The organism is Nocardia carnea (assembly GCF_029868855.1).
In the GTDB taxonomy this organism is placed as follows: Bacteria; Actinomycetota; Actinomycetes; order Mycobacteriales; family Mycobacteriaceae; genus Nocardia; species Nocardia carnea_A.
The window spans coordinates 1-26,950 of sequence record NZ_JARWOV010000014.1; the positions used below are offsets into that span (position 1 = coordinate 1).

A 26,950-nucleotide genomic window follows, 5' to 3' on the forward strand; every position below is an offset into this window, starting at 1 on the left:
GGGCAGAACATGGTCAAAACCCGCCTCCGCTCGGTGCGGAACGTGGTGAGGCGTCTCAGCCCGGCGCGGAGAGTGGCCCGCCGCCCGCCCCCGCCGGGTGGGGGGGGGGGGGGGGGGCGGGGGCCCGGGGGGGGGCCGCCGGGGCCCCCCCCGGGGGGGGGGGCGCACCGCCGGGATCCACCGGCGGCGGGCCCTCGGGACCAGGTGGTGGCCCGCCGCGATCGTCGGCAAGCTGCCCCCGCTCGGTGCCCGGGAGATCGGTTCGAGCGCTGCGCGTGTATTCGTCGAACAGCCGGATCAGTGCCTCGATCGAATCGGCCCGGTCCCGGACCTCGCGGCGCAACCGATCGAGTTCGGCGGCGAGCTCCTTCGGGCTGAGGCCCTCGTGGTTCTCGATCCGACCGTCGCGGTAGGCCTCGTAGATCTTCACGAAGGTCTTGTCGTCGGCATCGGTCAGGTCGACGCCGACGAGCCGGGCCCAGTCGCGGTTCGCCGTCGGCCGCTGATCCGGGTCGTCGCCGGGGATCCGGTGGCTGTCCGGCCGGGCAGCAGCGTCGGCGACTGCGCGCGCGAAATCCTCGGCGCCGAGAGCGCGTACGGCATCCGCGATGAGCCCGCGCAGTCCCCCCATGGCGTCGCGGTCGTGCATCGGGAAGCGGCCGTCGGCGATGCGCGGGTCGGCGGCGCGGTCACCGGCCGGAACGTCGGTGAAGGGATCGATATCGAACAGAGCGCGCACATACTCGCCTAGTGCCTCGCGCACCAGACCGCCCTGACCGGCGCGTTCCAGCCGACGGATCACCTGGTAGAGCTTTCGGGCGTCGAGACCGCCGGTGTCGAGGGCGAACAGCCGCCGGCCGTTCGGCCCGTCGACATACCCGGGTGGCAGCAGCGCCGCGATCCGGCGGTCGACGCCCGCCCGCTCGGCGGCCTTCGCACTGGACATCTTCCGTGCGATGTCTTCGGATACCAGACGCTCGGCCAGGCGATTCCGCGCTGCGTCGACGGCCGCCGCGTCGATCTCCCGCAAGCGTTTCGCGTAGTCGGTCAGATCGCCGAACTGCTGCAGCCGCAGTGCCCGGCGCGGACCGGCACCCAACCGGTCGATCACCGACCGCGGTGTGAGCGTCTGCTCCGGCGCGTCCGGGTCCGGAATCAGGTTCAGTCCCAGGCGCTCGGCCAGACGGCTGCGCGCATCGGTGAGCTCGTTGAAGAGTTCGATATCGGTGGCGGATCGGATGAAATCGGCCAGCGCCTCCAACTGCACCGCGCGAACCGCGTTGTCCAGCAGCAGATCGGCTGCCGTCGCGTGCAGGTTCTCCAGGTCGACACCGTCCGGGGTGAGACCGAGATCCCGCAGTACTCGCGCGATCTCGGCTGCGACCTGCCGCGCCGGACGCGGCGGCGGATCACCGAGGGCGCGGCGATGGGCCTCCGCGGAGCCGGTGAGCTGCCGCCACGAACCGTCGTCGTCCCGGACCAGCAGGACTTCGAGCTCGCGGCCGAGGATCGTCTCCCGCAGGTAGCGCAGCTGCGGGACCGGCGCCGGATCGAGTACCGTTTCGCCGGTCCAGTCACGCCGGGCCGTCCGGTAATCGAGCACCAGTTCCCCGGTGTCGAGTTGCCGTTGCAGGCCGCGGTCGGCGGCGAGCGCGTCGGCGAGTACCTGGCTGCGATCGCGCGGCCCGTCCACCACGACCAGCCGGTCCGGTCGGCCCTCCCCGCCGGGTAGGCGCACGATCTGCCGGCCCAGCAGGTCGCCCACCGGATCGCCGAGATCGGGGTCGGGCAGGGTACGCCGCGCTGCTTCGACGAAATCCGCGACCCGCTGCGAGCGGGCCACGTTCTCGGCACGCAACCGGTCCACCACGGCCTGCGGGTCGGCGAGCAGATCCTCGAGGGAGAGGTCACGCATGGCGGCCCAGCTCGCCAGCTCGTCGCGGATCTGATCGCGACGCAGCGCGTTCTCGAAGAACCGGCGCAACCCCTGGTCGCGCCCAAGCTCGTAGCCGTCACCCCACATCGGCAGCTCGTCGGCGCCGTTCTCCACCGGCATGATGCCGAGCAGACCCGGCTCGTGGCCGAAGGCCGCCAGAATTTCGATGAGGAAGCGGCCCATCGGATTCTGGTCGATGAAGCTGACCGCATCGAGGAACGGGATCGCGCGACCCGCCGGATCCGGCGCCGCGAAGCGATGCGGCCGGTCCGGAGCCGCTCCGTCCTCGTCGTCGAAGTACTCTTCGAAGTCGTCGTCGAAGTACTCGTCCGGGTCGTCCGCGGAACGCCTCGGCGGCCCGTCCAGTTCGCCCGGTGGTTCCGAACGGGTCAGGCCGCCCTGTTCGGTATCTGCGCCCCGAGCGGGGTCCTGCATGGTGTAGGGCAGAGACTGTTCGATGAGGTAACGCCGGACGGCGGCGGCCAGCCCCTCGATCGCGCCGGTGGCCCGGGCCACCCGGTACTGCTGCTCGTCGATGATCCGGGCCAGCGTTTCCGGACTCTCGTCCGGCAACTCGATATCCAGCAGCCGCCGGGCCGCGTCGGTCGGACTCTCCCCGTCCGGCGGCGGGCCCACCGGCAGTTCCGCCCCGCGGGCGGCCCGTTCCTCGTTCAGCGCATCGGACAAAGCGTCGGCTTCTTCGTCGGAGACCAGGCCGCGGTCACGCAGTTCTTCCAGAATCCGTCGCTGTTGGCCGGGTTCGGCGTCGGGGCGGCCTGCCACCGTCAACAGGTCCCGCAACGCTTGCTCGGAAGTGATGCGATGTGTGTCGAGGTCGGCGAGCAACTGATCGCGGGCCGCGTCCAGGGTGCCGTCGGTGAGCCACGGCTGGTATTCCGCACCATCGTCCGGATGCATCGGCACGAATTCGCCGGCGGTATCGCGCATTCGCGCCGACAACCGGCCGAAGAGCGGGATGTGCTCGCGGTTCTGGATCCACACCGGTGCCTGCTGCGCGATCCGCAGCAGGGTGGGATCGGGCGGGCTGCCCTCCGGCACCGGCCCCATCACCGGCTGATCCGGGTTCGGTGGCGGGGTGGGCGGTGCGGGCGGCGGCGCCGGATTCACCACATCCGGAATTCCGGCGACCCCGTCCGCGATCGCCGCTTGTCCGCGGCTGTCCCATCCGGAGCCGGACGGATACTTGACCTGGCTCTCGCGGACCGGCCACATCCGCCGGATCGCCTCGAGTTCGCGGCGCAGCGCGGCCAGCCGTTCCGGTGTGGCCGACGGGAGTTCGCCCTGCGGGACCAGCCGCCAGCTGTCCGGGCCGTCGGGGACCAGATCGAAAGTGATCTGCTCGCCGCCGAGGTCGAGCAGCAGCGGCGGGATGATCGCATCGGGATCGATCGGACCGTCCTGGGCGGCGGTGCCCTCGCTCTCGGGAGCCCGGTCCCCGGGGTCGTCCGGGGTCGAGGCCGGATGCGGTGGTCCGGCGGGCGGCTTCTTCCCGCCACCCGCGCCCGCGGCCTCCGGTGTGCCCGGTCCGGTATCGGACTCGCCCTCCCTGCGCCGGGGCGGCTCCCGTCCCGAGTCCATCGGGTCGCGACCCGAATCCGCGCCGTCGGCGCTCGCGCCGAGCCTGCTGCGCAACCGCTCGCCGAAACCGTCCCAGGCACGCCCGTGTTCGGCGACCTCCGTCAGCAGGCGGAACAGCTCGTGCACCGGCCGCGGGGCCGCGTCGGCACCGAGCAGCACGTGCTCCATGAACGCCTCGGCCAGCGCTTCCTTCGCCCAGAGGTCGCCGTCGACGGTCCGGCTGTACCCGCTCAGCTGGTTCAGCCATTCGCCGTAGTCGGCGTACGGATCGGCCGAAGCCCGATCGAGCAGGTGGGCTTCCGCCGCCAGTCGCGCGACGGCGTCACCCGCGTAGTCCAGCGCATGACCGTATTCGTGCACCGTGATCGCATAAACCGCCCGGCGCAGGATCGTAGTGGAAAACATTTCGTTGTCCACCGCGGCGTGGACCTGGTCCAGGAAGTTCTCGACGCTGGTGGCGTGCCGGTAGTTGAGAGTGATGTCCCCCGTGTAGAAGGTATCCGTCGCACGGTCGAGTTCCGGGCCGGCGTCGGCGAGCGTTCCTTCGCGGCGGTTGCCGATGCCGATGGCCCGGATATCGGTCTGCGGGAATCGCCGGTGCATATCGGTGATGGCGCGGGCGTATTCGCGCACCACCTCCGGGTTCAGATCGGGCAGGTCGAAGCCGAAGGTGATGAATTCGGGGTTGTCGGTCGCGGCGCGCAGGAGATCGCGTAGCCGTTCGCCCACTTCCGCGGGTGTCAGGCCGGACCATTCGTCCCGGTCCGGGGCACCGAGCAGAGCGATATCGTCCGCGCTCGTATCGGGTGTGCGGTCCGGCCCGGCAGCGGTGTCGCCCGCATCGTCGCCCGTGGCACTCTGCACGGCGTCCCGGCCGAGGCCGGGATCGGCGGCATCCGGTGCGTCCGATCCCCGGTGCGTTCCGAAAGGTCCACGGTCCATGGCCCGGGCGATTCGGCCACGTGGTTTGCCGTGTGCGGTCAACTCCGCGCCCGGGTCGTTCAGCACCCCGGCGATCCGCCGGACGAGCCGTTCCGGAGTCGGCTCGGTCATACCCTCGAAATACCGGGCGAGTGTCTGGAAACTGCCTCCGCCGTCCGGCGCCGGCACCCGCCAGCGGCCGGCACCGTCGGGCTCCAACGCCACCTCGATCCGGCCGGCACCGATCTCGACCCGGTGCAGCTGGTGATGGCGGGGCGCCGGACGGTCGCCCACCAGCGCAATCTGCCGGGTGTGCAACCGATGCGCCACGGCAGCCGGATGCGGCGCCCCGGGGTCCATTCCCTCCGCCAGCGCCCGGCGGTGCCCCGCCTCCAGATAGCCTGTGCGCAAGCTACCGTCGGGTTCCCGAAACCGGTCGCCGGGGTGGCGCCGACCGTCTCTGGCGTGGAATGCGTCCGGACCGAGCTGCTTCAGCCAGTCGTCGAAACCGAGATCGGTGCTCCCCTCCGCGCGGAACCGCAGATATTCCGCGAGCATGAGGCGCAGCGCCTGACTCCTGCCCGGTTTCCGGAACTGTCCTTCCGCCAGATATTCACTGATACCGCCCTGCGAACGCGGCGCACCCTCGGCGTCCGATCGCGCCGGGTAGTACATGAGCTCGTGCGAGCCGTCCCACAGCACGTCCGTGTATTCCGAATGGAACAGACCCAGCTCGCGCACCGCGGCAACATGGTCTCCGTCCTCCGCCACGATCACCAGCCGCGGCCGGGTACCGGCGGGGCCGGAGAAGCGCGCGACGCGGTCGGTCAACCGTTGCGCCGACCGGTCGTCCCACAGCTCCCGCAGTTCGACCAGGTCCCGATCGAGCGCCCGGCGTGCCCGGTCGGGGTCCGGCTCCGACCGGGTTTCGACCGGATTCGGCTCCGCGGGATCCGCCGGCACGGTGTCGTCCGCGTCGGTCGGTTTCAGCCATTCCGTGAACCGCCCCCAGGTGACGTGATCGTCGTCGATGACCGCGCGGACCACATCCATGACGATCTCGGCGTCCGCCAGGCCGTTGTGACGGCCGTTCCTCTGCATGTATCGCCGCAGCGCCGCGAGCCCGGCCTCGTAGGCGGTCCGTTCGGCTCCGGCGGCCTGCCGGTGCTTGGTCAGTGCTTTGTCGTAGGCGTCGGTGTAGGCGCGTTCGAGCGGGCTGACCGGAACGAACCGGCCGAGGTCGCGCGCCGCCCGCAGCATTTCGATCTCTTCGGCCAGGTTCCGCGCCCGCAGTGCGTGATTGCGCGCCGTATCGGCGAGCGGGCCGCGGGTGGCCGGCGGCTCGCCGGTATCCGCCACATTGTGGGCACGGTCCCAGGCGGCGGCGAAATGAACGGCAGGGGCGCGGCCGTCGATCGGCGGCCCCCACGGCAGGGCGGCCCGGACAGCGCGCACGGCCGCGCGGTGCGCGGCCATGTGGAGGTACTCGCCGGAACCGCCGAGCGCCTGGCGGTTACGGTAGGCCTTGGCCGCGGTCCAATAGGCGTCGGTGTAGGTGCCCACATAGGTCTTCGCCAGTAGATCGCCGCCGAATTCCGATTTCGCCTTGCGCAGATCGGCATGGGTGAGTCCACGGAAGGACAGCGCGTACGCGTCGGCGAGGCGGTCCAGCATCACCTCGGCGTATTCGTCTCTGGACAGCGCTATCCGTTCCCACGCCGGGTCCACTGCCGCCAGCTGGTCGGCCATCCGGGCCGCGAAGACCAGCGCACGGGCATGCTGCTCGACCGTATCCCCGGCGTACAGGCGCACAGTGCGGGTAGCCGGGTCGTAGCCGGCGACGGCACCGGCAGCGGTGCGCTCACCCGCGGGCCGGGTGAGGGCGACCGCGGGGTCCGCGCTCATTTCGACGCTGACCCCGGTGCGGTGCAGCGTATCGGCCACCCAGCTACCGAGGTACGGGGCTCCGATCTGGCCCCCGGCGCCGCGCAGGTGTCCCACCGCCGCGGATCGGGCACGATCTGCGGCCTCCGCCACTCCACCGTGCTCGTTCCCGAATCCGTCGGCGGGTGGGCGAAGCGCACCGGGATCCGGTACCGGGAGCCCGCGCGCGGCAGCCGGCAGGAAATCCGCCTCGTCGACCAGGTGCAGTTCACCGGAATAGTGCCGCTGCACACGTACACGCACACGTGGATCGAGCCCATAGACGCTGTCGATATCGCGCTGTGCCGCGAAGAGAAGCCCGGCCTCCGACCCGTTACGTAGCCCGGGCAGGCCTGCGACCCGGCCCGTCAGCTCGCCGAGTACCCGCAGATCGTGCGCGATCACCGGGTCCTCGGTGAGCCGGCCACGCATCTCGAGTTCGCGGAAATACTCGGTACGGCTGTGCGGTTGCTGGTCCTCGGCCAGTCCGAGCGCCTTGCCGAGACGGTCGGCAACGTCGTCCCACTCCGCGGCCGTTCGCGCCCCGCGGCGTGTCGACGCCGCCTCCGCTCGCAAGAATCCTGCGATCTCCCGGGCCGCTTCCGGGGAGGTCGGCACATACTCCCGCAGCTGATAGGGCGATGGCCGGTCCTGGAGCGCGTCCCACTCCGCGCCGGCTTCTCGCCGGCCGCTGATCCCCAGTTCCGGTCGATCCGGGTTGTCGAACAGCGGGTTGCCCAGGAGCTCGCGAATGCCCGCCCGACGTGACTCGGTATCGAACTCCGCGCCGGTCGCCTCCGCTCGCGAACGGCCCGCTTCCACCGCACGGTGGTAGGCAGCTTCGGCTTCGCCGCGCCGCAGACTGTCGATCCGATCGGTCGTGGGCCGGCTGGCGACGTCGTAACCGGCCGCCGCCAGCTCGCGGTGGAATTCGGCCTGCCGGGCAAAGGCTTCGGCTTCGGCCGCCACCCGCGCCGATACGTAGTCCGCGCGGTCCATCCCGCGGATCCGGCCGGGCAGCACCTCGAGTTGTCCGTTCACGACCACCTCGGCCAGCGCCGCCGCGCGGACGATGGCGGCCGCCTGCCCGATCTGGTCACGGCCCGCGGTCGCGACGACGATATCCATGGTTACGCCATCGAAATCGTCACCGACATCGGCCAACTCCGGATCCGGGTCCAACCGGATCTGCGCACCGGCGTCGCGGAGCACGGTCAGCGCGTGCCGGCCGGCGACGGTGCCGGCCACCAGTTCCAGGACCTCGGCCGCCGCCGGCCCGCGCGAAGAGACGGCCCACAGGTCCGCACCGGCGCGAACGAGTTCGAGACCGGCATCCGTCAGCGGCCGCCCCTGCGCAGGCTCGTCCGGTGCTGCCGGATCCGGGGGCCCGCCGAGTGATTCTCTCGGCGCGGCACCCGCGTTTGCTTCCGGGCCTGCTCGATCCGGATCGGGCACATCGGGTTCGCGCCCGGCATACATCGAACCGCGGTCACCGGCTCGTCCCGCGGCACCACCCGGCGGATTGCCGGCATGCTGTATCAGCAGCTCGTACAGTTCCCGCACCGGTACCACGGCGGCGCGTTCCCGACCGGCCCGGTCGGTACCACCCATGATGTATTCGGCGAACGCATCCGGCACGGCCTCGTGCCCGCGGAGTAGCCCGTCGTCGTCGCGGCTGTATCCGCTGAGCTGGCCGAGCCAGGTTCGGAAATCACCACCCGGCACCTCGGTGGCGCGCAGCAGCAGATGATTCTGAGCGAGTTTGCTCGCCTGCAATCCACCGGCGTAGTCCAGTGCGTGACCGTATTCGTGTACCGCCATCGCGTACACGGGCCGGCGCAGCATGGTCGGTGAGAACTGGTTGTTGTCCACTCCGCGGCGAACCTGCCCGAGGAAGTTGTCGGCGCTGGTCGCGTGCCGGTAGTTGAGTGTGATGTCCTCCGTGACGATCTTGCCGGTCGTGCGGTCGAGCATCGGCCCGGCGTCGGCGAGCACACCTTCGCGGCGGTTCCCGATCCCGACGGCCCGGATATCGGCCTGTGGATACCCCCGGTACATATCGGTGACGGCCCTGGCGTATTCCCGCACCACCTCGGCATTCAGCTCGGGTAGATCGAAACCGAATGTCCGGAACTCGGGGTTGCCGGTTGCCTCGCGCATGAGGTCACGCAGGCGCTCACCGACTTCGGCCGGCGCCAGACCGGACCATTCGTCCCGGCCCGGTACCCCCAGCGTGGCCATATCGTCGGCGTCCGGTCCGGAAACTTCGCCGGTATCCCGGATGCCGTCGTCCTCGGACCGGCGGCCATCGGATTCCGGCGGTTGTATCGCCTCCACCCCGGTACCCGCGTCGGCGCGGAACCGGGGTGGACGCAATCGGACCGTTTCCCCGTCGAGTTCCATGGGGCCGATCTCCGGCCGCGGTGGACGCAACCGGACTGTTTCGGTATCCAGCTCCATGGGACCGATCTCGGATACTTCGCCCGGAGTCGTTTCCGGGCCGCGACCGGCATGCCGGACCAGTAGTTCGTACAGTGCGCGTACCGAGGCCGGGGCGGCCAGGTCACGACTTCCCAGGTCGGTTCCGCCGAGTACGTACTCGGTGAATCCGTCGATCAGCGCCGTTCCTGCTCGCACGTAGCCTCGATGGTCGAGACCTGATGCGGGAAACCGGCCGAGCCATTCGCCGAAACTCTCCCCGGGCAGCCGACCGGACCGGATCCCGAGGACCAGCTCGGTGCCGAGTCGCGCGCGCAGATTACCGGCGAAGTCGAGCGCCCGGCCGTATTCGCGGACCGTGACGCCGTAGACCGGCCGGCGCAGGGTGACGGCCGGCAATTCCCCGGCGGCCACAAGCGAACGTACCTGTCCGACGAAATCGCGGACGCCGGTGGCATGCTCGTGATCGAGCGTGATGTCCTGGATGCGGGGCGGGGCCGAATTCGTGAAATCGTCCTTGCGGGGCCGGATATCGACGATCCCCTGGTAGGCGGGAGTCCCGATCCCGGCCGAGCGGAGATCGGGTTGCGGGTGCTCGCGGAACATATCGGCGACGCCGCGCGCGAATTCACGGACTATCTCGTGATTCAGCCCCGGCAGGTCGAAACCGAATGTCCGGAACTCCGGGTTGCCGGTCGCCGCGCGCATGAGATCACGTAGCTTCGTGCCGACTTCCTCCGGCGGCAGACCGGACCATTCGTCCTGTTCCGGCGCACCGAGCGCGGTGGTATCGGCCGGGTCGGTGTGCCGCGCATCGCCGTCCGGTACCTGTGCGGATCTGTCCGGCGACGGCCGAGCCGAATCGCCGGTAACCGGTGCGGCCGGGTCGAGCCCCCGCGGCGGCGACGACTCCGGCGCGGAGGTCTCTCGTCCGGCGTATCCGAACCGGGCCTGATCGAGCAACCGGCCGAAGGCCGCGCGGGGCGAATTCCGGTCCGCCGCCCGGACCAGGATGTCGTGCAGTCGCACCATATGCGCGTCGGCCGTGTCACGGCCATGGGTCACGACCTGGTCGAAAGCTTCCTCGAGGGCATATCTGCTGTCCAGCGGCCCGATCTCGAAAACGTGTCCGGAGAATTGCCCACGCAACCATTCCTGGTAGTCCTGCCGCGGCGACTGCTCGCGATGGTGTGCCCGTAACACGTTGTCGACGAGTTTGTGCGCCGATTCCCCGCCGGTGATATCGAGTGCCCGCGCCCACTGCTGCACGGCACTCGTGTACGCCGGCCGGGTACGCGCACCCGATTTCGGCCCGTGAACGTACTCGGCGCTCCCGCTGCCGTGGACGAACAACGCGAGGCCCTGTGCGGCTCTGATATCGAATCCGATCACCGCGGAGCGGGACGGTTCGCTGTCCGCGCCGCGATCCGGATATGTCTCCGCGTGTCCGTAGTTGTCCCCGAAGACGACGCTGTGAATATCCGCCGTCGGGTATTTCCGGGCCATATCGGTGAGGCCGCGAGCGATTTCCCGGACGATATCCGGATGTAGTCCCGCGCTGTCGAATCCGCGCACCGTAAGGTCGTTGTTACCCAGCGTCCGACGCAGTTCGGTTTGCAGCCGCTCTCCCACCTGCGCCGGATCGAGGGCACTCCAGTCGTCCCGGCGCGGGATCCCCAGCACCTGGTCGGCATGTTCCAGACCGATCAGGAGTCGCATATCGGCGTCCGGGACCAGCGCACGCGCCTCGGCACCGTCCTGCAAACCCAGCAGATCGTGCAGCAGGACAAAAGGCTCGTCCGCCCGCTCCCGGCCGCGAACCTCGACCTCGGCGAACGCGTCGGTCAGGAGTTGGGCCGGGCGCCAGCTGTCGGCCAGCACACTGAGATTACGGAAGATGTCGAGAGCAGAATCCATCCACCGATGGAAGGCGAGCCGATGCTGTTCGCCCAGCCGGTTGTACGCGTAGTACTGGGCCAGGGTCTCCTCGACCAGGTCTTCGGCCAGCCGGCCCGTCGAATCATTGAGTGCGTCCGCGAATGCCGCAGCCGTGTACCGGTGCACCCCGCGCACCGATCCGCCGCCGCGGAGTGGATCGGATTTCAACACGAGCGATCGGACGGGCGCGTCCGTGCCGGGTTCGGTGGTGACGAACTTCTCGACCCGCCAGAGCTGTGTGGTTGTCCGGGATATCTCGACGCTGTGCAGATCCACCTGCGGATAGCGCGTAGTCAAATCGGCGATCGTCCGGGCGAACTGACGCGCCTGCTCCACATCCAGCGGTCTCGGGCGGTAGGCATCCCGCGGGACAGGTTTGCCGGGATCACGCGGCACCCAATCGAATCCGCGCACCTCGAAATCCGGCTTCCCGAGCGCCTCGCGCACATGAGCACGGAGTTTGTCGCCCATTTCCGCCAGGCTCAGATCCGACCATTCGTCCCGCACCGGACCCCCGTCGGTGGAAAGCTCCACCGGCGCGGCCGGATGCCGCGGCCGCTCCGGTATCTCCTGGTCGCGACCGCCGAGTCCGGGCCCGAGGCCCAGATCGACCGGTCGCGGTAGCCCGGCACCTGTATCGAAGGCGTCGTAGTAATTGTCGATTGCCTCGCGCAGCAGCGCGGCGTACACGATCCGGGCCGGCTCCGTGGCGTCGCGACCGTTGAGCACGACATCGAGGACCGCGTCGGCCGGCAACTCGGTGGTATCCAGATCGCCGCGAGCGGTGAAGCTGTAGCCGCTGAGCTGATTCAGCCACACGCTGAAATGGTCGGGGTCGAATCCACCGGTCAGCTCGGTGTAGTACTCGACCAGTAAATCCTCGACAGCGCCGCGAGCGCGCATACCTCCCGCGAAATCCAGGCCGTGGCCGAGTTCGTGAATCGTCGTCGCGAACGCCGGCCGGGCTGCCGAGTTCCGCGGCGAATGCCGGGTGGCTTCGGTGCGGCGCCTCGATTCGTAGAACTCCGCCGGATTGCGCAGCAGCCGCTCGTTGAGGGTGATCGTTTCGGTGACGTACCGCCCGATATCACCGGGGTCGAAATCGTAGCCGGCTCGGCCCCGCACATGCTCGCTGTCGGTGATCGCGGCGATCCGCAGGTTCTTCAGATCCAGCATCGGGAACTGCGTCAGCATCAACTCGACAGCGCGGGCGATTTCGCGCACGAGTACCAGATCCAGGGGCGGAATCGCGGGATCGTCCGGATCGGCGAAGCCGGTGATCTCCTGGAGGGTGGGGAACCGTTCCCGCAAAGTCTCGACGATCTCCGCCAGACCCATCCGCGACCATTCGTCGTCCACCGGGTCCCGGTACCCGGCAGCGGAATCCGGCTCATCGGACGGATCCGGAACGTCCGGACCGAGACGATCCGGTTCCGCCCGCAGTGGAGCGTCCACGGGCGGCTGCGGCCGAGTGCCGAGCTTATCCAGCAGCAGCTCGTAGACAAGGCGGCGCGGTTCACTCACCGGGGGCCGCCGGTCCGGCGGCAGCAGCCGGGTCATCTCGACTTCGCTGAACACCTCGGCCAGTGTTTCCGCCTGATGCAGGGAGCCGTCGGGCCGGAGCCCGTACCCGGTCAGCGTCTCCCGCAACCAGCGCGGATAGCCGGCATCCGAACCCCCCACGACATCGCGGTGGTACAGGGCCAACATCAGGTCGAGTTCGGTACGCGCGGCCCGGCCGCCCGCGTAGTCCACCGCGTGACCGAATTCGTGGACACCGACGGCATACACCGGCCGGATGAGGACATTCCGGTTGTAGTCCCCGGCCTCGACCTTGTCGCGCAACCTCTGCAGCAATCGATCCGGGTCGGCGGCGTACCCCGCGTCGAGAGCGATGGAATCCGATCGGACCAGGCCGGTGGTGCGGTCGGTGACCGGTTTGCTCGCCGCGATCGAGTTGCCCAGATGTCCGATACCGGCGCTGCGTAGATCGACCTGCGGATACCGGTTGTACATATCGACGATCGACCGCGCGAATTCCTGCACCACCACCGCATTCAGATCCGGCAGGCCGAATCCGTACACCTCGAAGGCATCGTCACCGGTCAGCTCCCGCATCACCTCGCGCAGGCGGAGGCCGACGTCGACGGGGTCGAGACCGGACCACTCGTCGTCCGGCGCGCCGAACCGTTCCGCATCCGGCCGGTTGCCGGCGGGATCCTCGCGATCCGGCCGCACTGTGCCGTCGTCTCCGGCGTGCGAGGGTACCGGGTCGTCCGGGCCGAGCAGGTCCGGACGGTCGTTCGGCGTATCCGCGGCGTTGTCCGGTCCGGAGCGGGACAGCCGGCCCATGAGCCGGCCCAACCGGCCGCGCGGCTTGCCCCGGGAATTCAATTCCGCGGTGGGGTCGTTCAGCACCCCGGCAATGCGTTCGCCGAGGCCTTCCGGTGTCGGCGCGGACATGCCCTGGAAATAGCGGGCCAGAGTTTGCGAGCTACCGCTACCGCCGACCGGGGCCGGAACTCTCCAGCCGCCTCGGCCGTCGGGTTCCAGCATGACCGATATATGGCTCGCACCGAACTTTATGACCTCGAGCCGATGATGGTCGGGCGCCCGCACGGCACCGGACAGAATCATCTTCCGGGTATGTATCCGATGCGCCACAGCCGCGGGATGCGATGCGTCCGGCGAGATACCCTCGGCGAGCACACGGCGGTGGCCCCGATGTACGAAATCGGAGCGCAGCGTCCCCGCCCGGCTCCAGCCCGGACGCCGGGCGCTGCGTTCGTCGTCCTTGGTGTGGAACGCGTCCGGGCCCAACTGCTTCAGCCAGTCGTTGAAGCCGAGATCGGTCTGCCCGGCGTGCCGATACCGCAGATAGCTGTCCAGCATCAGACCGACGGCTTCGATATCGCTCGGATGCCGGAACGGCCCCTCGGCCTCGCCGGGCGAGATGTGTACGGAATTCGGCTCGCCGTCGGGGCCCAGTTCCGCGGTCCGGTAGTCGAACGCGTGCGAGCCGTCCCACAGCACGTCGGAAAACTCGGGATGGGTCAGTGCCAGTTCGGTCAGCGCGGCGAGATGTTCTCCGGGCTCGGCCACGACCCGCAACCAGGGCAGGCCGTAGTCGGTCCGCGGCGCATAGCGTGCGACGCGGTCGGTCAGTCGCTCCGATTCGCCGTCGGTTTCGCGGCGTCCGGGGTGGTCCGCGACGATCCGGTCGAGCGCGCGGCGCGCCAGGTCGGCGTCGGGCCGGTGTGGCAGGGCGGGTGTTTCGGTATCGGGTGGGCCGGTCTCGGCCGTTTCCCACTTGGGGATGCCCCATTTGCTGCGGTCGGTGTCGTGGACCGCACGCACCACGTCCATGGCGATCTCGGCGTCGGCGAGCCCGGTTCTGCGCAGATAGCTCTTCAGTGCGTCGACCCCGGCTTCGTAGGCGACCCGCTCGGGTGTCTGCGCATCGGCCCGCCGGTCACGTGACGCCTTGGCCAGGGCTTTGTCATAGGCGTCGGTGTAGGCGCGCTCGGCGGGGCCGACGGGAACGAACCGGCCCAGCTCGCGCAGCATTCGCTGCGCCTCGATCTCTTCGGCGAGATTGAGTGCCCGCAAAGCCTGGTCCCGGGGATTGTCGCCGGGCCGAGCACGCGGCGCGGGCGGGTCGGCGGCCAGGCTCGGCGCAATGCCGTGCGCACGATTCCAGGAAGCGGCGAGGCGCTCACTGTCGGTGACACCGCCGATCATGGGTCCCTGCGTGGCGAGGTGATCGAGCACGGCGCGGAAGCCCGCACGATGGGCTGCCAAGTAGAAATAGGTGTACGAGCCGCCCAGTGCCCGGCGGTTGCCGTACACCTTCTCGGCCCGCTTGTACGCGTCCTTGAACCCGTCGGTGTATGTCTTCGCCAGCGGCTCGGTCAGTTCCGATTTCACCGTGCCCATCTGCGCGTCGACGAGCGGCCGGAAGGACAGTGCGTAGGCGTCGGCCAGCCGATCCAGCATCAGGTGCACGTACTCGTCCCGGGGCAGGCTCATCCGTTCCTGCGTCACATCCACTTTCGCCAGCAGCTCGGCCATGCGCGCCGCCACGATCAATTCGCGTGCGTGCTGGGCGGGGGTATCGGCGGGGTCGAGGACGACCGTGCGCGTGACCGGATCGTATCCCGCGGCGGGTCCGCTCCGCGCCCGGTCGGACGGTGCACGGCTCGTCGCGGCGTCGGGGTCCGCGCTCAACCGGATCCGGACCTCGTGGTGGTTCAATGTCTCGGTCACCCAGCGGGGCAACTCCCACAGGAACCCTCGGCTGCGGCTGTTCTGCAACTCTTCGATGGCGGCTTTACGCGCGGTGTCCACCTGTTCGTCGAGCGCGCGGCGCGTCTGCGCCGACGGTTCGCTGTCGGGCGCATGCCCGGCGTCGGTATCCCGCACGACCACTTCGGCAGCGTGCCGCGCGGTTTCCGGCCGGACGCTGCCGTCGGGTACGTAGAGAACTCCGGATTCGTCCCGGTGCACTCGTATCGGTTCGTCGCCCGAAACGATCGTGTCCGTCAGATCTCGGCGCACCCTCGCAGTGATCTCGCCGAAGAGCCGATCGCGCTCGGCGACCGCCCGGGTATGCCGGTCGGTCAGCTCCTCCAGTACGAGGATGTCGTGCCTGAGCCGGGGATCATCGACGAGCCGGGCACGCATATCCAGTTCGTCGTAGATCGCACGCCGGGATCCCGATTCCTGGCCGGGCCGCAGTCCCAGGCGTTCCCGCAGCCGCCCGCCGACCCGGTCCCACTCCGCGGCGGCGCGCTGCTCGGCCCGGGCTGCCGCTGCATGATCCCGGACCGCGCGTTCGATATCGCGCGCGACCTCCACCGAGGAAGGCGTGTACTCCCGCATCCCCGTGGGAGCCGACGGGTTCCGGAACGCATCCCACTCCGCACCCGCCGCCTGTCGCCCACCCAAACCGATCGCCGGATCGTCCGGGTTGTCGAACAGCGGGTTGTCCAGCAAGGCGCGAACACCTGCCGTATGCCCCGACTCGGGATCGGAGCCGGTGCGCACCGGGGCGTCACGAGATTCCAGATACGCCTGTTCCAGCGCTCGCTGGTAGGCCTGCGCCACCTCCCGGCGCCGCAGATCCTCGATCATGTCGATGCCGAGCCCACCCGGGTCGTCGTACCCGGCTTCGGCCATTTCCCGGTGGAATTCGGCCTGCCGGGCGAAGGCTTCGGCTTCCGCCGCGACCCGTGCCGACACATAGGCTTCCCGGTCGAGATCCCGGATCCGGGCGGGCGTCACCTCGATCCGGCCGCCCTGTACCGCTTCCGCCAGCGCCGCCGCCCGGATGATCGACCCGGCCTGCGCCATCTGGTCACGACCCGCGGTGACTACCACCACTTCCATCGTCCGGCCGTTGAAATCATCGGGCCGGTCCGGGTCCTCCGGATTCGAGTCGAACCGGATCGTCGCCCCAGCGTCGAGCAGCACCGTGAGCGCGTTGCGCCCGAGCTCCGTGCGCGACAGCAACTCGCGCACCTCGGCCGCCCCCGGTTCCATCGGCCGCACGGCCCACAGCTTCTCGCTGGTGCGAACCGATTCGAGCTCTGCACCGCGCTGCTGGCCGGCGCGGCCGGCGTCATGGTTTTCGGCCGGCTGATCCGGTTCGCCGGACAACGGGTCGTCCAGCCGGTCGGGCTCGTTCGAGATCTCGGCTCGGCGCGAGGGTTCGGTTCCGCGCTCGCCACGCGGGTCGTCCGGAGCGTCCGGTTCGCGACCGGGCTGTCTGTCGGCCGACTCTCCGGGGCGGGCAACGGCGGTGCCGTCCGTCGGTTCCCGACCGGCCCCGGGCACAGGATCGGTCGCGCTGACCGTTGCGGCGGCGGGCGACTCGGGGAGATAGGACAGCAACAGGTCATAGATCACCTGCCGCGCCGGGGAGAGCGCCGGCCGCTGTACTTCCGGGAGCAACCCGGCCAGCTCGGCCTCGGCAAATGCCTCGGCAATCGCTTCGGCCTCGAAGAGTTTTCCGTCCTTCTTGTGGAAGCTGTACCCGGGCAGTTCACGACGCATCCAGTTCTGGAACTCGGCCGCGGGCCCGCCGACTTCGTGTGCGTAGTACTGGAGCAGGGCGTATTCGACGGCCCGTCGGGCACCTTGGCGACCCGCGTAGTCGACCGCGTGACCGAACTCGTGCGCGATCACCCCGAAGGCGGGCCGGATGAGCACGTTCGGGTTGTAGAAGCCCATTTCGGTACAGGTGTGCACCGCTTCCAGCAATCGGTCCGCACTACGCGCGAACTTCAGGTTCAAACTGATCGAATCGGCCCGCACCTCCCCGGTCCCGTCGTCGGTGACGGGTTTGGCCGACGCGATCGCGCTACCGATATCGGCGACCCCGACACTACGGAGATCGACCTGCGGATATCGCCGCTGCAATTCGACGACCGACCGGGCGAACTCCTGCACCACAGCCGGATTCAGTTCCGACAGCCCGAACCCGTACACCTCGAAATCGCGATTACCGGTCAGCTCCCGCATCTCCTCGCGCAGTTGCCGCCCCACCTCCACCGGATCGAGTCCGGACCACCGGTCGGTCGGCGCGGCCAGCCACTCGGCGTCGTCCGTTGCGCCGAACCGCTCCGGCCGGGTCTGGCGTTCGCTGCCGGCATCGTCGGAATCCCCTACCGGCCCGGCGTCCTCGAGGCGATCGGGGCGATCGGCATTCTCGCCGTGAGCCTCGGCGGTCCCCGGCGCCGCGGGCGGCCGGGACCCCGGTCGATCCGGACGCGGGCCACCCGGTTCTGGCCCGTCACCGTCACTCGACGGCGGGCTCGGTGGCCGGCCGCCGACGGCATCCCACCACATATCGGCGTTGGCCCGGTGCCGGCCGGCATTCCATTCCGCCTGAGTGGCGCGGTCGCGGTAGGACGCGGCCTCATCGTGCAAACCGGCGGCCGCGAGGTCGTCGGCCGATCCGCGCAGGTAGTCGGCCCGGTTCTGCTCCAGATCTGCGCGGCTGTCGGAGATCTCCACCCGCAGCCGAGCGGTGAACTCACCCGGCTCCGGCGAATCCGGTCGGCCCACGGCCGGCGGTGGCGCGGCGGGGGGTTCGGATCCGGGGTCCCCCGGCACCTGGCCACCGGCAGCCTCGGGGCCGTCGCCGGGGTCCTGCTCGCCCCGGACCACCCGCTGAATCCGGTCGAGAGTTTCTTCCATCCGGTCGAACGCCGCGTCGGTATCCGGCCCAGAGTCCCGGCCGTCCGCGGGACCTTCCGATTCGCCCGGCGGGCGGCCGGGTCGCAGGTTACCGGCCTTCGGCTCATCGGTTTCCCGGTTCTCCGGTGCGCCTGCACCCGTGGAACCAGGCCCCGGCAGCTCGGACCCGGGTACCGGACCGGTGACACCGGGCGACGGCACGGATCCTTCCGGGCGTGGTGACAGAACCGGATCCCGGGGCGGCGGCGCATAGGGCACCCCGGCGCGCGGACCCGTCAGCGACGGCCGGCGGTCGTCCCAGTGCGGCCCTTCCATCCGCGATACCAGTGCGACGACGTCCGCCCAGGTCGCCTGGTATCCGGTCTGGTTGTTCAGGTGGTCCAGCATCCGGTGCCACGACCACGCGTCGCGGATGAGCAGCAGATCCTCCGGGATCGGCGCACCGTCGATCAGCCGCTGCCAAGCTTCGGCGATATGCGGTAGCTGTGGCAGCCCACGGCGAACCTCCGCACCGGAATCGGGATCATCCATCAGTATGTCGCCGCGGCGCATCAGCAGGTCCTTGACAGCACCCACATCCCTCGGCGTCAGTTCCGGTACCGAAGCGCCCACCAGATCCGTGAACGGGACCGCTGCCTCGGAATCGTCCCCGGCCGGTCGATCGGGGTGGGGCAGGCGCAGAGTCGAATTCAGTATTTCGTCGACGCTTCGGCCGGCACCCAGCTGGTCGAGCAGCTGTTCGACCACAATGCGCCGAACATCCGGGTCGCCGGGGACGAGTCGGTAACCCAGGTCGGTCTGGAGCCGGTCGATCGCGACCCCCAGATCGACGAGCTGCGCGTCGACATCACCGCGCGGATCGATCGCCGTGCGCGGCAGCACTTCGCGGCGGATCCGATCGAGGATAGTGCGGGCGTTGTCCTGGATTTCCTGTTCCCGGCGACTGTTCAGCAGATCGGCGATCCGCCGGATATCGGAGTCGTCGGCGCGGAAACGGTTGTACCGATCGTCGGCCCATTCCTGAACCCGCGCCCAATCCTCTCGACGCTGCCGATCCCGCTCCGCCAGATGCGCCGGGGTCTCGTAGGACGATTGGAGCGGCTCGGCCGACGGTACGAGCGGCTGCACGTCCGGAGGTGTGGCACGGAACCACGGATGACCTTCGAACCGCGGCCGCAGCCGCGCCGGATTATCCGGATCGCCGTACCAGGTCCAGCCGGACAGCTTCGCGACCTCGACGAACACCCGCATGAGATTGCTTGCCGCGTCCGCGAACGGAAGCTCGTAGGTGGGCACGTCTTTTCCGGTGACCGGGCTGGCTCCACCGACGATATGCGGCAGCAGATCGACGTTCACTCCCTCTGGATGCGGTCCGCCGGGCTTGGCCGGCGCCGGATCCACGAAGTTGTCGGCGACGGCCGCCTGCACCCGGTCCACCGCCCACGCGCTGAGCCCTTCGGGCAGATCCCGGTCTTTGTAGCCGCCTTCGTCCGGTGCCGTGCCCTGCCGGTTGTAGGTCCAGTCGAGCCGATCGGGATCGACCGTCCGCCACACGCCGTCCCGGCCGCGCCAGCGCACCGTGTCCCGTTCCGCGGCCGGGTGGTCCGCGGGCAGCACGGGCATCCGCCGTTGCACCTGCGGCCGTTCCGGTATCCGCTCGATCCGCCAGTCCCCGACCCGGCCGGAATGCACCCTGCGGTATTCGATGGTGGCGTCCGGATTCATCATCGCCCGCACCACCTCGGGCGAGGTGTGCAACGCATGGTCGAGCCCGGCCTCGTGGTCGGTCAGCCCGGATCGGGGAAGGTACCCCAGTGGCTCGCGCGGGCCGTAGACGATGATCCGCGGAGCCGCGCCGTCGATCACCCCGACACGGTCGGTCGCCATCCGGCCGCCCGCGGTCTCGATATCGCGTAACCCGGCACCGGCCAGTTGGGCCATGGCGTCCTGGATCCGGCCGATCCGGTTGTGCGCCTCGTTCACTTCCCGAGCCGCGGCGGCGAACGCGTCGATCTCATCCGTTCGGTCCGGGAACGCTTCGCGCAACCCGTCGATCGTGTCGGCCAGCCGCCGCGGTGCAAGCGCGGCCTCGTCGACGGTTCCGTCGTCGACCAGACCGAATCGCTCGGCCAGCTCGTTTCGGAGGTGCCGATGCGGTTTCACCTGGGCCAGCTCACCCGCGCGTCGCGTGGCAAGCTGATCCTGCAGCGGGCCCACCTCTTCCAGCGGCCGCCGCTCGACCGCACCGCTGTTCTCCAGGACCTCGATTTCCCGGTCGGTCCTGGCCAGCCCATCCCGATAGGCCAATGTCTCGCGGGCCGCCGCTTCGAGCCGGTTCAGCTCACGCAACCTGCGATCACGTTCGTCCGGCGACAGCTGTTCGCTGTGCCGCCGGAATCCGTCACCGTCACCGCTCGGCGCGATATCGGTGGTCCGGCTGGTCGCCCGGCGCTGTAGTTCCGCCAGGGTGCGAGACAGCGTTTCCCGGTTGCCGAAAGCCTCCTCGGGTCTGCTGACCCCCATCCAGCCCTGCACCCGGCCGTCACGTTTGCCGCGCCAGAATTCGGCCTCGCGAGCCTGGTTGTTCCGTTGCTCGATCAGCCGGTCGTATTCGGCGTTCGCCCAGACAGTTCCGGCGGCCACGGGATCGGGATCGGCCGGTGTGCCCGGCTCGTCGGCGGAGTCACGGCCGGCCTCCGAACCGCTGTGCTCGGGCGGGCCGAGTCCGCGCGTCGCCGGACCCGGGCTGCCCTGCTCCGGGGTGTCGAACCAGCCGAATCCGGCCGGCGTGTTCTCGTCCGCGGTTCGAACGAGCAGGTCGTGGATCAGCGCGACGGGGCCGTCCGGGTCCGGTGGCGCAGTTCCCTCCGGGGCGAACCGGCTCATCGTCACGGCGAGGAATGCTTCCGCGAGCGCTTCGGCAGGGTTCAGATGCCGGCTGCCGGGATGGAAGCTGTAGCCGCTGAGCGTTTCCCGCAACCAGACCAGAAAGTCCTCGACGTTCGTGGCGTCCGGATTGCGCTGGAAGAATTCCCGCAGCAGGTGACCGGTGACCTCGCGGCGGGCGGCGTGGTCACCGGCCGCGTCGAGCACATGGCCGAACTCGTGCACCACCCGCGCATACGCGGGACGGTGCCGCACCCCATCCGGAAACCATCCGGAATCGGCATTCGCATCGGTGGCGCGGCGGACCTCCGCCGGGTTGCGGGCCATGGCCGCGTTGAACTCGATGGTGTTCGCCCGCCGGACGCCGTCGACGGGCGTCCACCAGGTGCGGCCGAAAACCTTCTCCGGCATACCGTCGCGGAAGCGCACCGAGTTCAGCTGGGCCGACGGGTGCTCGGTGAACATATCCACCAGGGCCCTGGCGTATTCGCGGACGACCTCCGGATGCAGTTCCGGACGGTCGAACCCGAAGACCTCGAAACGGGGGTTACCGGTGATCGCACGCAGTTCGTCGCGCAGCCGCGCACCGACCTCGCCGGTGGACAAGGACGACCAGACATCGTCGTCGGGAGCACCCAGCAGTTCGGTATCCGATGGGCGATCGGTCCCGCCGACGATCGGCAACGGCTGCGTATCGGCAGTGGTGAGTGGTGGCAGCTGGTCATCGGTTCGGGACAGCGGCGGTGTGGCACCGACCGGCGGCAGCGGCTGGGTGTCGGCGGCACTCAGCGGCGGCTGTGCGTCAGTGGCGGCCGGCTGCGACCGGGTTGGGTCCACTCGCGGAATGGGTTGCGTATCACCGATGGACGCGGGCGGGTCGCCGGCCTTCGGCCGCTGCCGGTCGCCGACCGCTCCGTGCGGTCGATCCTCGTCCGCCGACCGCCCCCGGTCGTGACCGGCATCGTCCCCCGGGTTCATTCCATCACCGAGGTTCCCGTCGGAATACAGGTTCCCGACGCCGCCGATCATATCGATGCGAACGGGCTCGCCGTCCCGGGTGAGGTCGAAGTGGCGCACCGTGATATCGCCGGTCGCCGCGGTCCGTACCTGGTGGTATTCGATCCGCAGAGTTCCGTCGCGATGAGCGGCCAGCAGTTCGTCGCGAGCGCGGGTGAGCGCGCGCCCCTGAGTGCTGTCGGGGTCGATACCGCGAGCCCGCAGCTGCTCCGGGCTCTCGGTGAGCACGGTCGCGAGGTTCTTGTCCATGGCGAGGGTCCGGCGCAGATACTCCGGCGACCCCTGTTGCGCCGCGGAGACCCTGGATCCGCCCAGCGTCGAGCCGACGCCCTTGGCCTCGACGACGAGCAGTTTCGGTGGCGCGCCGTCGGTCCCGGGCACCAGGACCGCGATATCGACAACGTTCTTCGCACTGCTCCCGCCCTCGTACGGCGACAGCTGGACAGCACCGGGATGCAGTTCCGGGTCCAGGGCGTAGGCGAGCCCGCCCAGTTCGCCGAGCCGCTGCGAGGTGGCGACCTCCTGCCGGACCAGGTCGTGGTACTGCTCGGCGTGGGACCGGAAATCCTCCAGAAGTGCGAGCCGATCCTGACGGTCCGCCTCGCTCAGACTCTCGTTGTAGAGCACGTTCTGCTCTTCGCGCGCGATCTCCCCTTCGAGCTTGTTCGGGGTGAGGTACCGGAGATCGGTGAGATCGGCGCGCGCGACGATCCCGGCGTCGACCGCGAGCAGCACGAGGTTCTCGGCCAGCCGATCGCGCTGGGCCTGCTGTTCGAGCCGGGTCGCCGATATCTCGGCCAACTGCTGGGCCGCCGCCCCGGGTGCGAGGGCGTACGGCGTGGCTTCGCCCAGCTGGGCGCGGTGCTGGTATGCGTTGCCGGTGAGCGGGTCGGGCACCCAGCCGTGCTGATCGCGCAGCCGGAAATCTTTGTCGCGATAAGTATTCGGCGGGTCGTTGCGATGGTGCAGTCGCCCGTCGGAATCGCGGTGGACAGACTCGTCGCCGTCGACGCCGGTGCGCGGTTCGGCGCCGGATTCGTCCCGCCGCCCCGGGACACCTTCGTCGCCGGGCTGGATCCGGCCGTTATCGACACCGGACTCCGGTGGACGGCGGGCCCCTGCCCCACTCGGGCCGGCATGCCCCGGGGCCCGGTCTTCCCTCCGGCGCCCGGACACATCGTCCTCGTCCCGCGCGGCCGGTCGGTCCTCGCCGCGGTCGGCAGGCGCACCTTCATCCGGAGGTGCGGACTCGCCCTCATCGACGCCTGCCGGCTCTTCTTCGGTACGAACAGCGGGATCATCCTCATCCCGGGCGGCGGATTCGTCCTCATCAGGTCGTGACGACTCACCCTCGTCACGACGCGCCGGTTCGTTCTCGGCGCGGCCTGCCGGCTCGTCCTGGTCACGGCGTGACGACTCACCCTCGTCCCGACCGGTCGACTCGTCGTCATCGCGGTCAGCACGGTCGTCACCACGGTTCGACGGATCGTCCGCATCGCGCGAACCCGGCTCGTCGTCGTCCGACGATGTCTGCTCGTCGTCACGCGGCCAGTCCGAAACTCGTGTTTTCGGTGTGCGCCGCGCCTCCTCCCAGCGGTTGTCGGCGGTGGCGCGGTGTTCTTCGGCCTTCCGGTCGGCCGCATGTGCGCGGTCGCGGAGCATATCGCCGAGGCCGGCGGGTCCGTTCTCGTCGAAGCCGTCTGCCACCAACCGCAGGACCTGTGCGCGTCGGCGTTCCAGCAGCGATTGCAGATCGGCGTTCTCGGCTTCGCGACGCGCCGTGTACTGCTGTTCGGTTTCGCGGCGGCCCTGCCGGTTCGCCCGGTAGTCGTCCTGGTTGTGCCGCAGATACTCCTCGACCGACGGCCGGACCCGCGCATCGTGCCCGGAGGGCGGAACCACCCGGCCCGCCCCGTCCAGGATGGTCGCCGATACCTTGCGCACCTCCGCCGGAGCGTCCGGCGGGTAGCCCCGGGTGGGCGGCGCGGCCGTCGGATCGGAGACCACGATCCGGTAGTCGCCGGTGCGCGGATCGACCACGACCCGCATCGAGTAGGCGTGCGATCCCACCCCGTGCTCGTCGACGGACCCGGCATAGCTGTCGATCACGAACGCGCGCGGTCCGTGGCCGGCGAGCACCAGCTCCGGCGGCATCTGCGCGGCCCGCCGCAGCAATTCGTCGGCCACCGCCTGATGCCGGGGCCGGTCCCCGTCCGGGGCCGGGTAGTCGTACAGCTTGCCGCCGAGCGCGTCCTCGATTTCGGAACGGCTCATACCGCGCGGCCCGACCGGATCCGCCGGGGGCGTGATCCGGGTACTGCCGGTCTCCTCTTGGAGCTGGGTCAAGGTGAGGCGCGCACATTCGCCGCGGTTTCTGGGCTCCGACGCCCCCTGTGGCTCGTCCGGGTCCCGGGTCCGGGTGTCGTCGGAATCGTCGGGCGAGGGGTCGAGGTTGTCCGGGTCGTCGGGGTCCGGACGATCGTCGGTGCCCTCGGGTGTGCGGTCCGGGTTGTCCTCGGAGTTCCCGGGCCGGGTGTCGCGGCGCGGGCCACGGGACTCCGGATCGCGTGACGCACTGCGCGATCCGCCGTCGCGCGAAGCCGGGGTATCGCCGAGATCACCCGCGGGTAGCGGGAGCGGCAGCACATCTTCGGGTCCGATCCGGCCGTCGCCGATATCGCCCGGGACCCGGCCGCCCGGTGGCTCCAGCCCGTCGGCAGCCGGCGGAGTATCCGTCGAATCGGCGACGGGGACACCGGTCCGGCCCGCGCGTATACCCTCCGTGCCCGGATAGGGCCTGCGGTCACCGATTCCGGCCCGGTCGCCGGCACCTGCTCGATCAGCGGCTCCGGCGCGGTCGGCGGCCCGCGCCCGCGACCCGCCCTCGCCGGAAGCCGGCGCCGAACGGGAATCACCCGGCGCCCCGGGTTGTGCCCGCGAATCTGTACTGCTGCCGGGGGCGGGCGACGAGCTGGGTGCCGCGGGGCCGGAGCCACCGGGTGTCGCACCGGGAGCGGCCGGTGCGGAACCCGGGGCGGGCGCAGCTCCGGGTACACCTGCCGCCGGTGGCGTGGGAGCCCCTGTCACCGGACCCGCGACAGGGGCAACGGCGCCGGGTGCGCCGGCACGGTCGGCTCCTACCGATGGGTCCGCGGTCCCGGCGACCCCGTCACCGGGCGTACGACCGGCGTTCTGCGAGTCACCGCCACGCGTATCCCGCTGCTCACCAACGCTATCCGAGTCGCCGCTGCGGTCCCGCGGCGAATCCGTCCCGGAATCGGCGACAGGTCCGGCGGGTTCCTCACCCCCGGAGCGATCCGCGATACCGGCACCGGATTCGGACCGGCCGGCACCGCCGGTCGGCTCCGCGGCCGCACCCGAATCCGCGGAATCCTCGCCGCGGGAAGCCTGACCGCCGTCGTTCGACGGCGAGTCCGAGGCCGTCGGGCCCTGATCGGAATCGCCGCGCCCCGCGCCGTCCCCGGCGCTCGACGGATCGCCGGCGGCGGCCGCCGGGGTACTGGTGCGGTCGCCGCTGCCGTCGGTCGAACCACTGTCGGAGGTCGAGCTACCGTCGGTGGAAGAGCCGCTGTTCGTCGAGGAACCACCGTCCGTCGACGAACCGCCGTTGCTCACAGAGTTGCCCTCGCCTGCGACCCCGTCACCTTCGGAACCACCCGGTGTCCGCGCCGGACTGCTGGTCTGCGAACCATCGGAACCCACGCCGGAACCGTCTGCGCCGCCGGGCAATCCGGCACCGGGGTTGAACCCGGTCCGGGAATCCGACCCACCCACCACCGCGTTCATCCGGTCCATGAACGTCCGGTCGCCCCAGGTGTCGCGATAGTTCTGGCTGTGTACGCCCCAGCCGTTCTTGGCGGCCAACGCGTTCATCCCACCCTTGGCGCCACCGGTGAGTGCCCCGTTGGTCGCACCGGAGACCAGGGCGAGCGGCCCGAACTGCTGCGGTAGCGACGACATCGTCTGGTCCATCGCCTTGTCGAAGTCCCCGGTTTGGTACCAGATGACCGCGAACTGCGTCGGGATGGCGGCGAGGGTTCCCGCCAGACCCCCGACGAGTCCGGCACCGGCGCCGGTGACGATCCCGTTCATGGTCTGGCGCAGCACCCCGGCACCTTCGCGGGACAGGGCGTTACCGATCAGGTCACCTACCGGTCCGGCGGCGGCGCCACCGGCCGCGGAGCTCACCGCGGCGATCGCGATCTGCCCCAGGTCGAAATCCGGGCGATGCCCTTCCTTGATCTGCCATCCCTGGATACCGACTTCCTGGAGGGTGCCGAGGATCGTATCGATGGCCATATGGCGCAGCAGGAATTTGACGAACCTGTTGCTCGCGTACCGCAGGATCGCCTGTACGACGCGCTGCAACAGGCCGCGCACCACGAGCCGGGTGGCCGCGATGGCCGCGGCCTGAACCGCCGGGGCGGTGGGCGGGAAGATCAGCGCCGCAGCCAGTTCCGCCGCCAGCAACCCCAGCGACGAGAGGTACATCAGCTTGGTGTATTCGATCTCCGTGCCGGTGTTGTACGCCGCGTCACCGAGCGCCCGGAAGTTGTCGGCCAATTTCGGCACGGACTGATCGGTATCGGAGCCGTCGCCGGAGATGAGGCTGTCGAAAGCCTTGATCATCTCCTCGACGCCGTCGCCCTCCGGATAGGCGTACAGCGAGGCACGTTTGGCCTCGATGATGTCGGAAACGATATCGTCGAGTGAATCCCCCGCGTCCCGCCAGTCTCCCCCCAGGCCCCACATCTCGTCTTCGTTGCCTTCGGGCCATTCCACGCCCGCGAGCCATGCGAGATTCTGCGCCCAACCCGGGATATCGATCATGGCGGGATACTCGAACTACCAGCTGGAGTCGGTGACGGAGCCGCCGCGGCCGCTACCGTCCTCGCCGGCGAACGGCAGACCACTGCCATCCGGAGTATCCCGGCGTTCCACGGGCGTCGACCGCGCGGGCGACGCGGGGACCACCCCCCGTATCTCCATCTCATCGATTACCACCACCAGAACGGTGAGTTTGGGGAGACGGGGCGGGAGGGTTTGCAGCGGGGCCCTCAGGTCGGTGGG

At 69.8% G+C, this 26,950-nt stretch carries 2 protein-coding genes; both read right to left on the reverse strand.

Annotation, left to right across the window (positions count from 1 at the left end; genetic code table 11):
* Positions 1-55: 55 nt before the first annotated feature.
* Positions 56-26,710: a hypothetical protein gene (locus tag QH195_RS00735; RefSeq protein WP_280433940.1), complete on the reverse strand. Its 26,655-nt coding sequence runs from the start codon at positions 26,708-26,710 to the stop codon at positions 56-58.
* A 15-nt stretch (positions 26,711-26,725) separates the two neighbouring features.
* Positions 26,726-26,950, reverse strand: a 225-nt coding sequence (locus tag QH195_RS00740) for a hypothetical protein (protein ID WP_280433941.1), incomplete at its 5' end; no start/stop codon positions are given.

Bases quoted from the DNA above. Each gene is read 5' to 3' on its own strand.
- QH195_RS00735 (WP_280433940.1), bottom strand. From the start codon at position 26,710: ATGATCGATATCCCGGGTTGGGCGCAGAATCTCGCATGGCTCGCGGGC.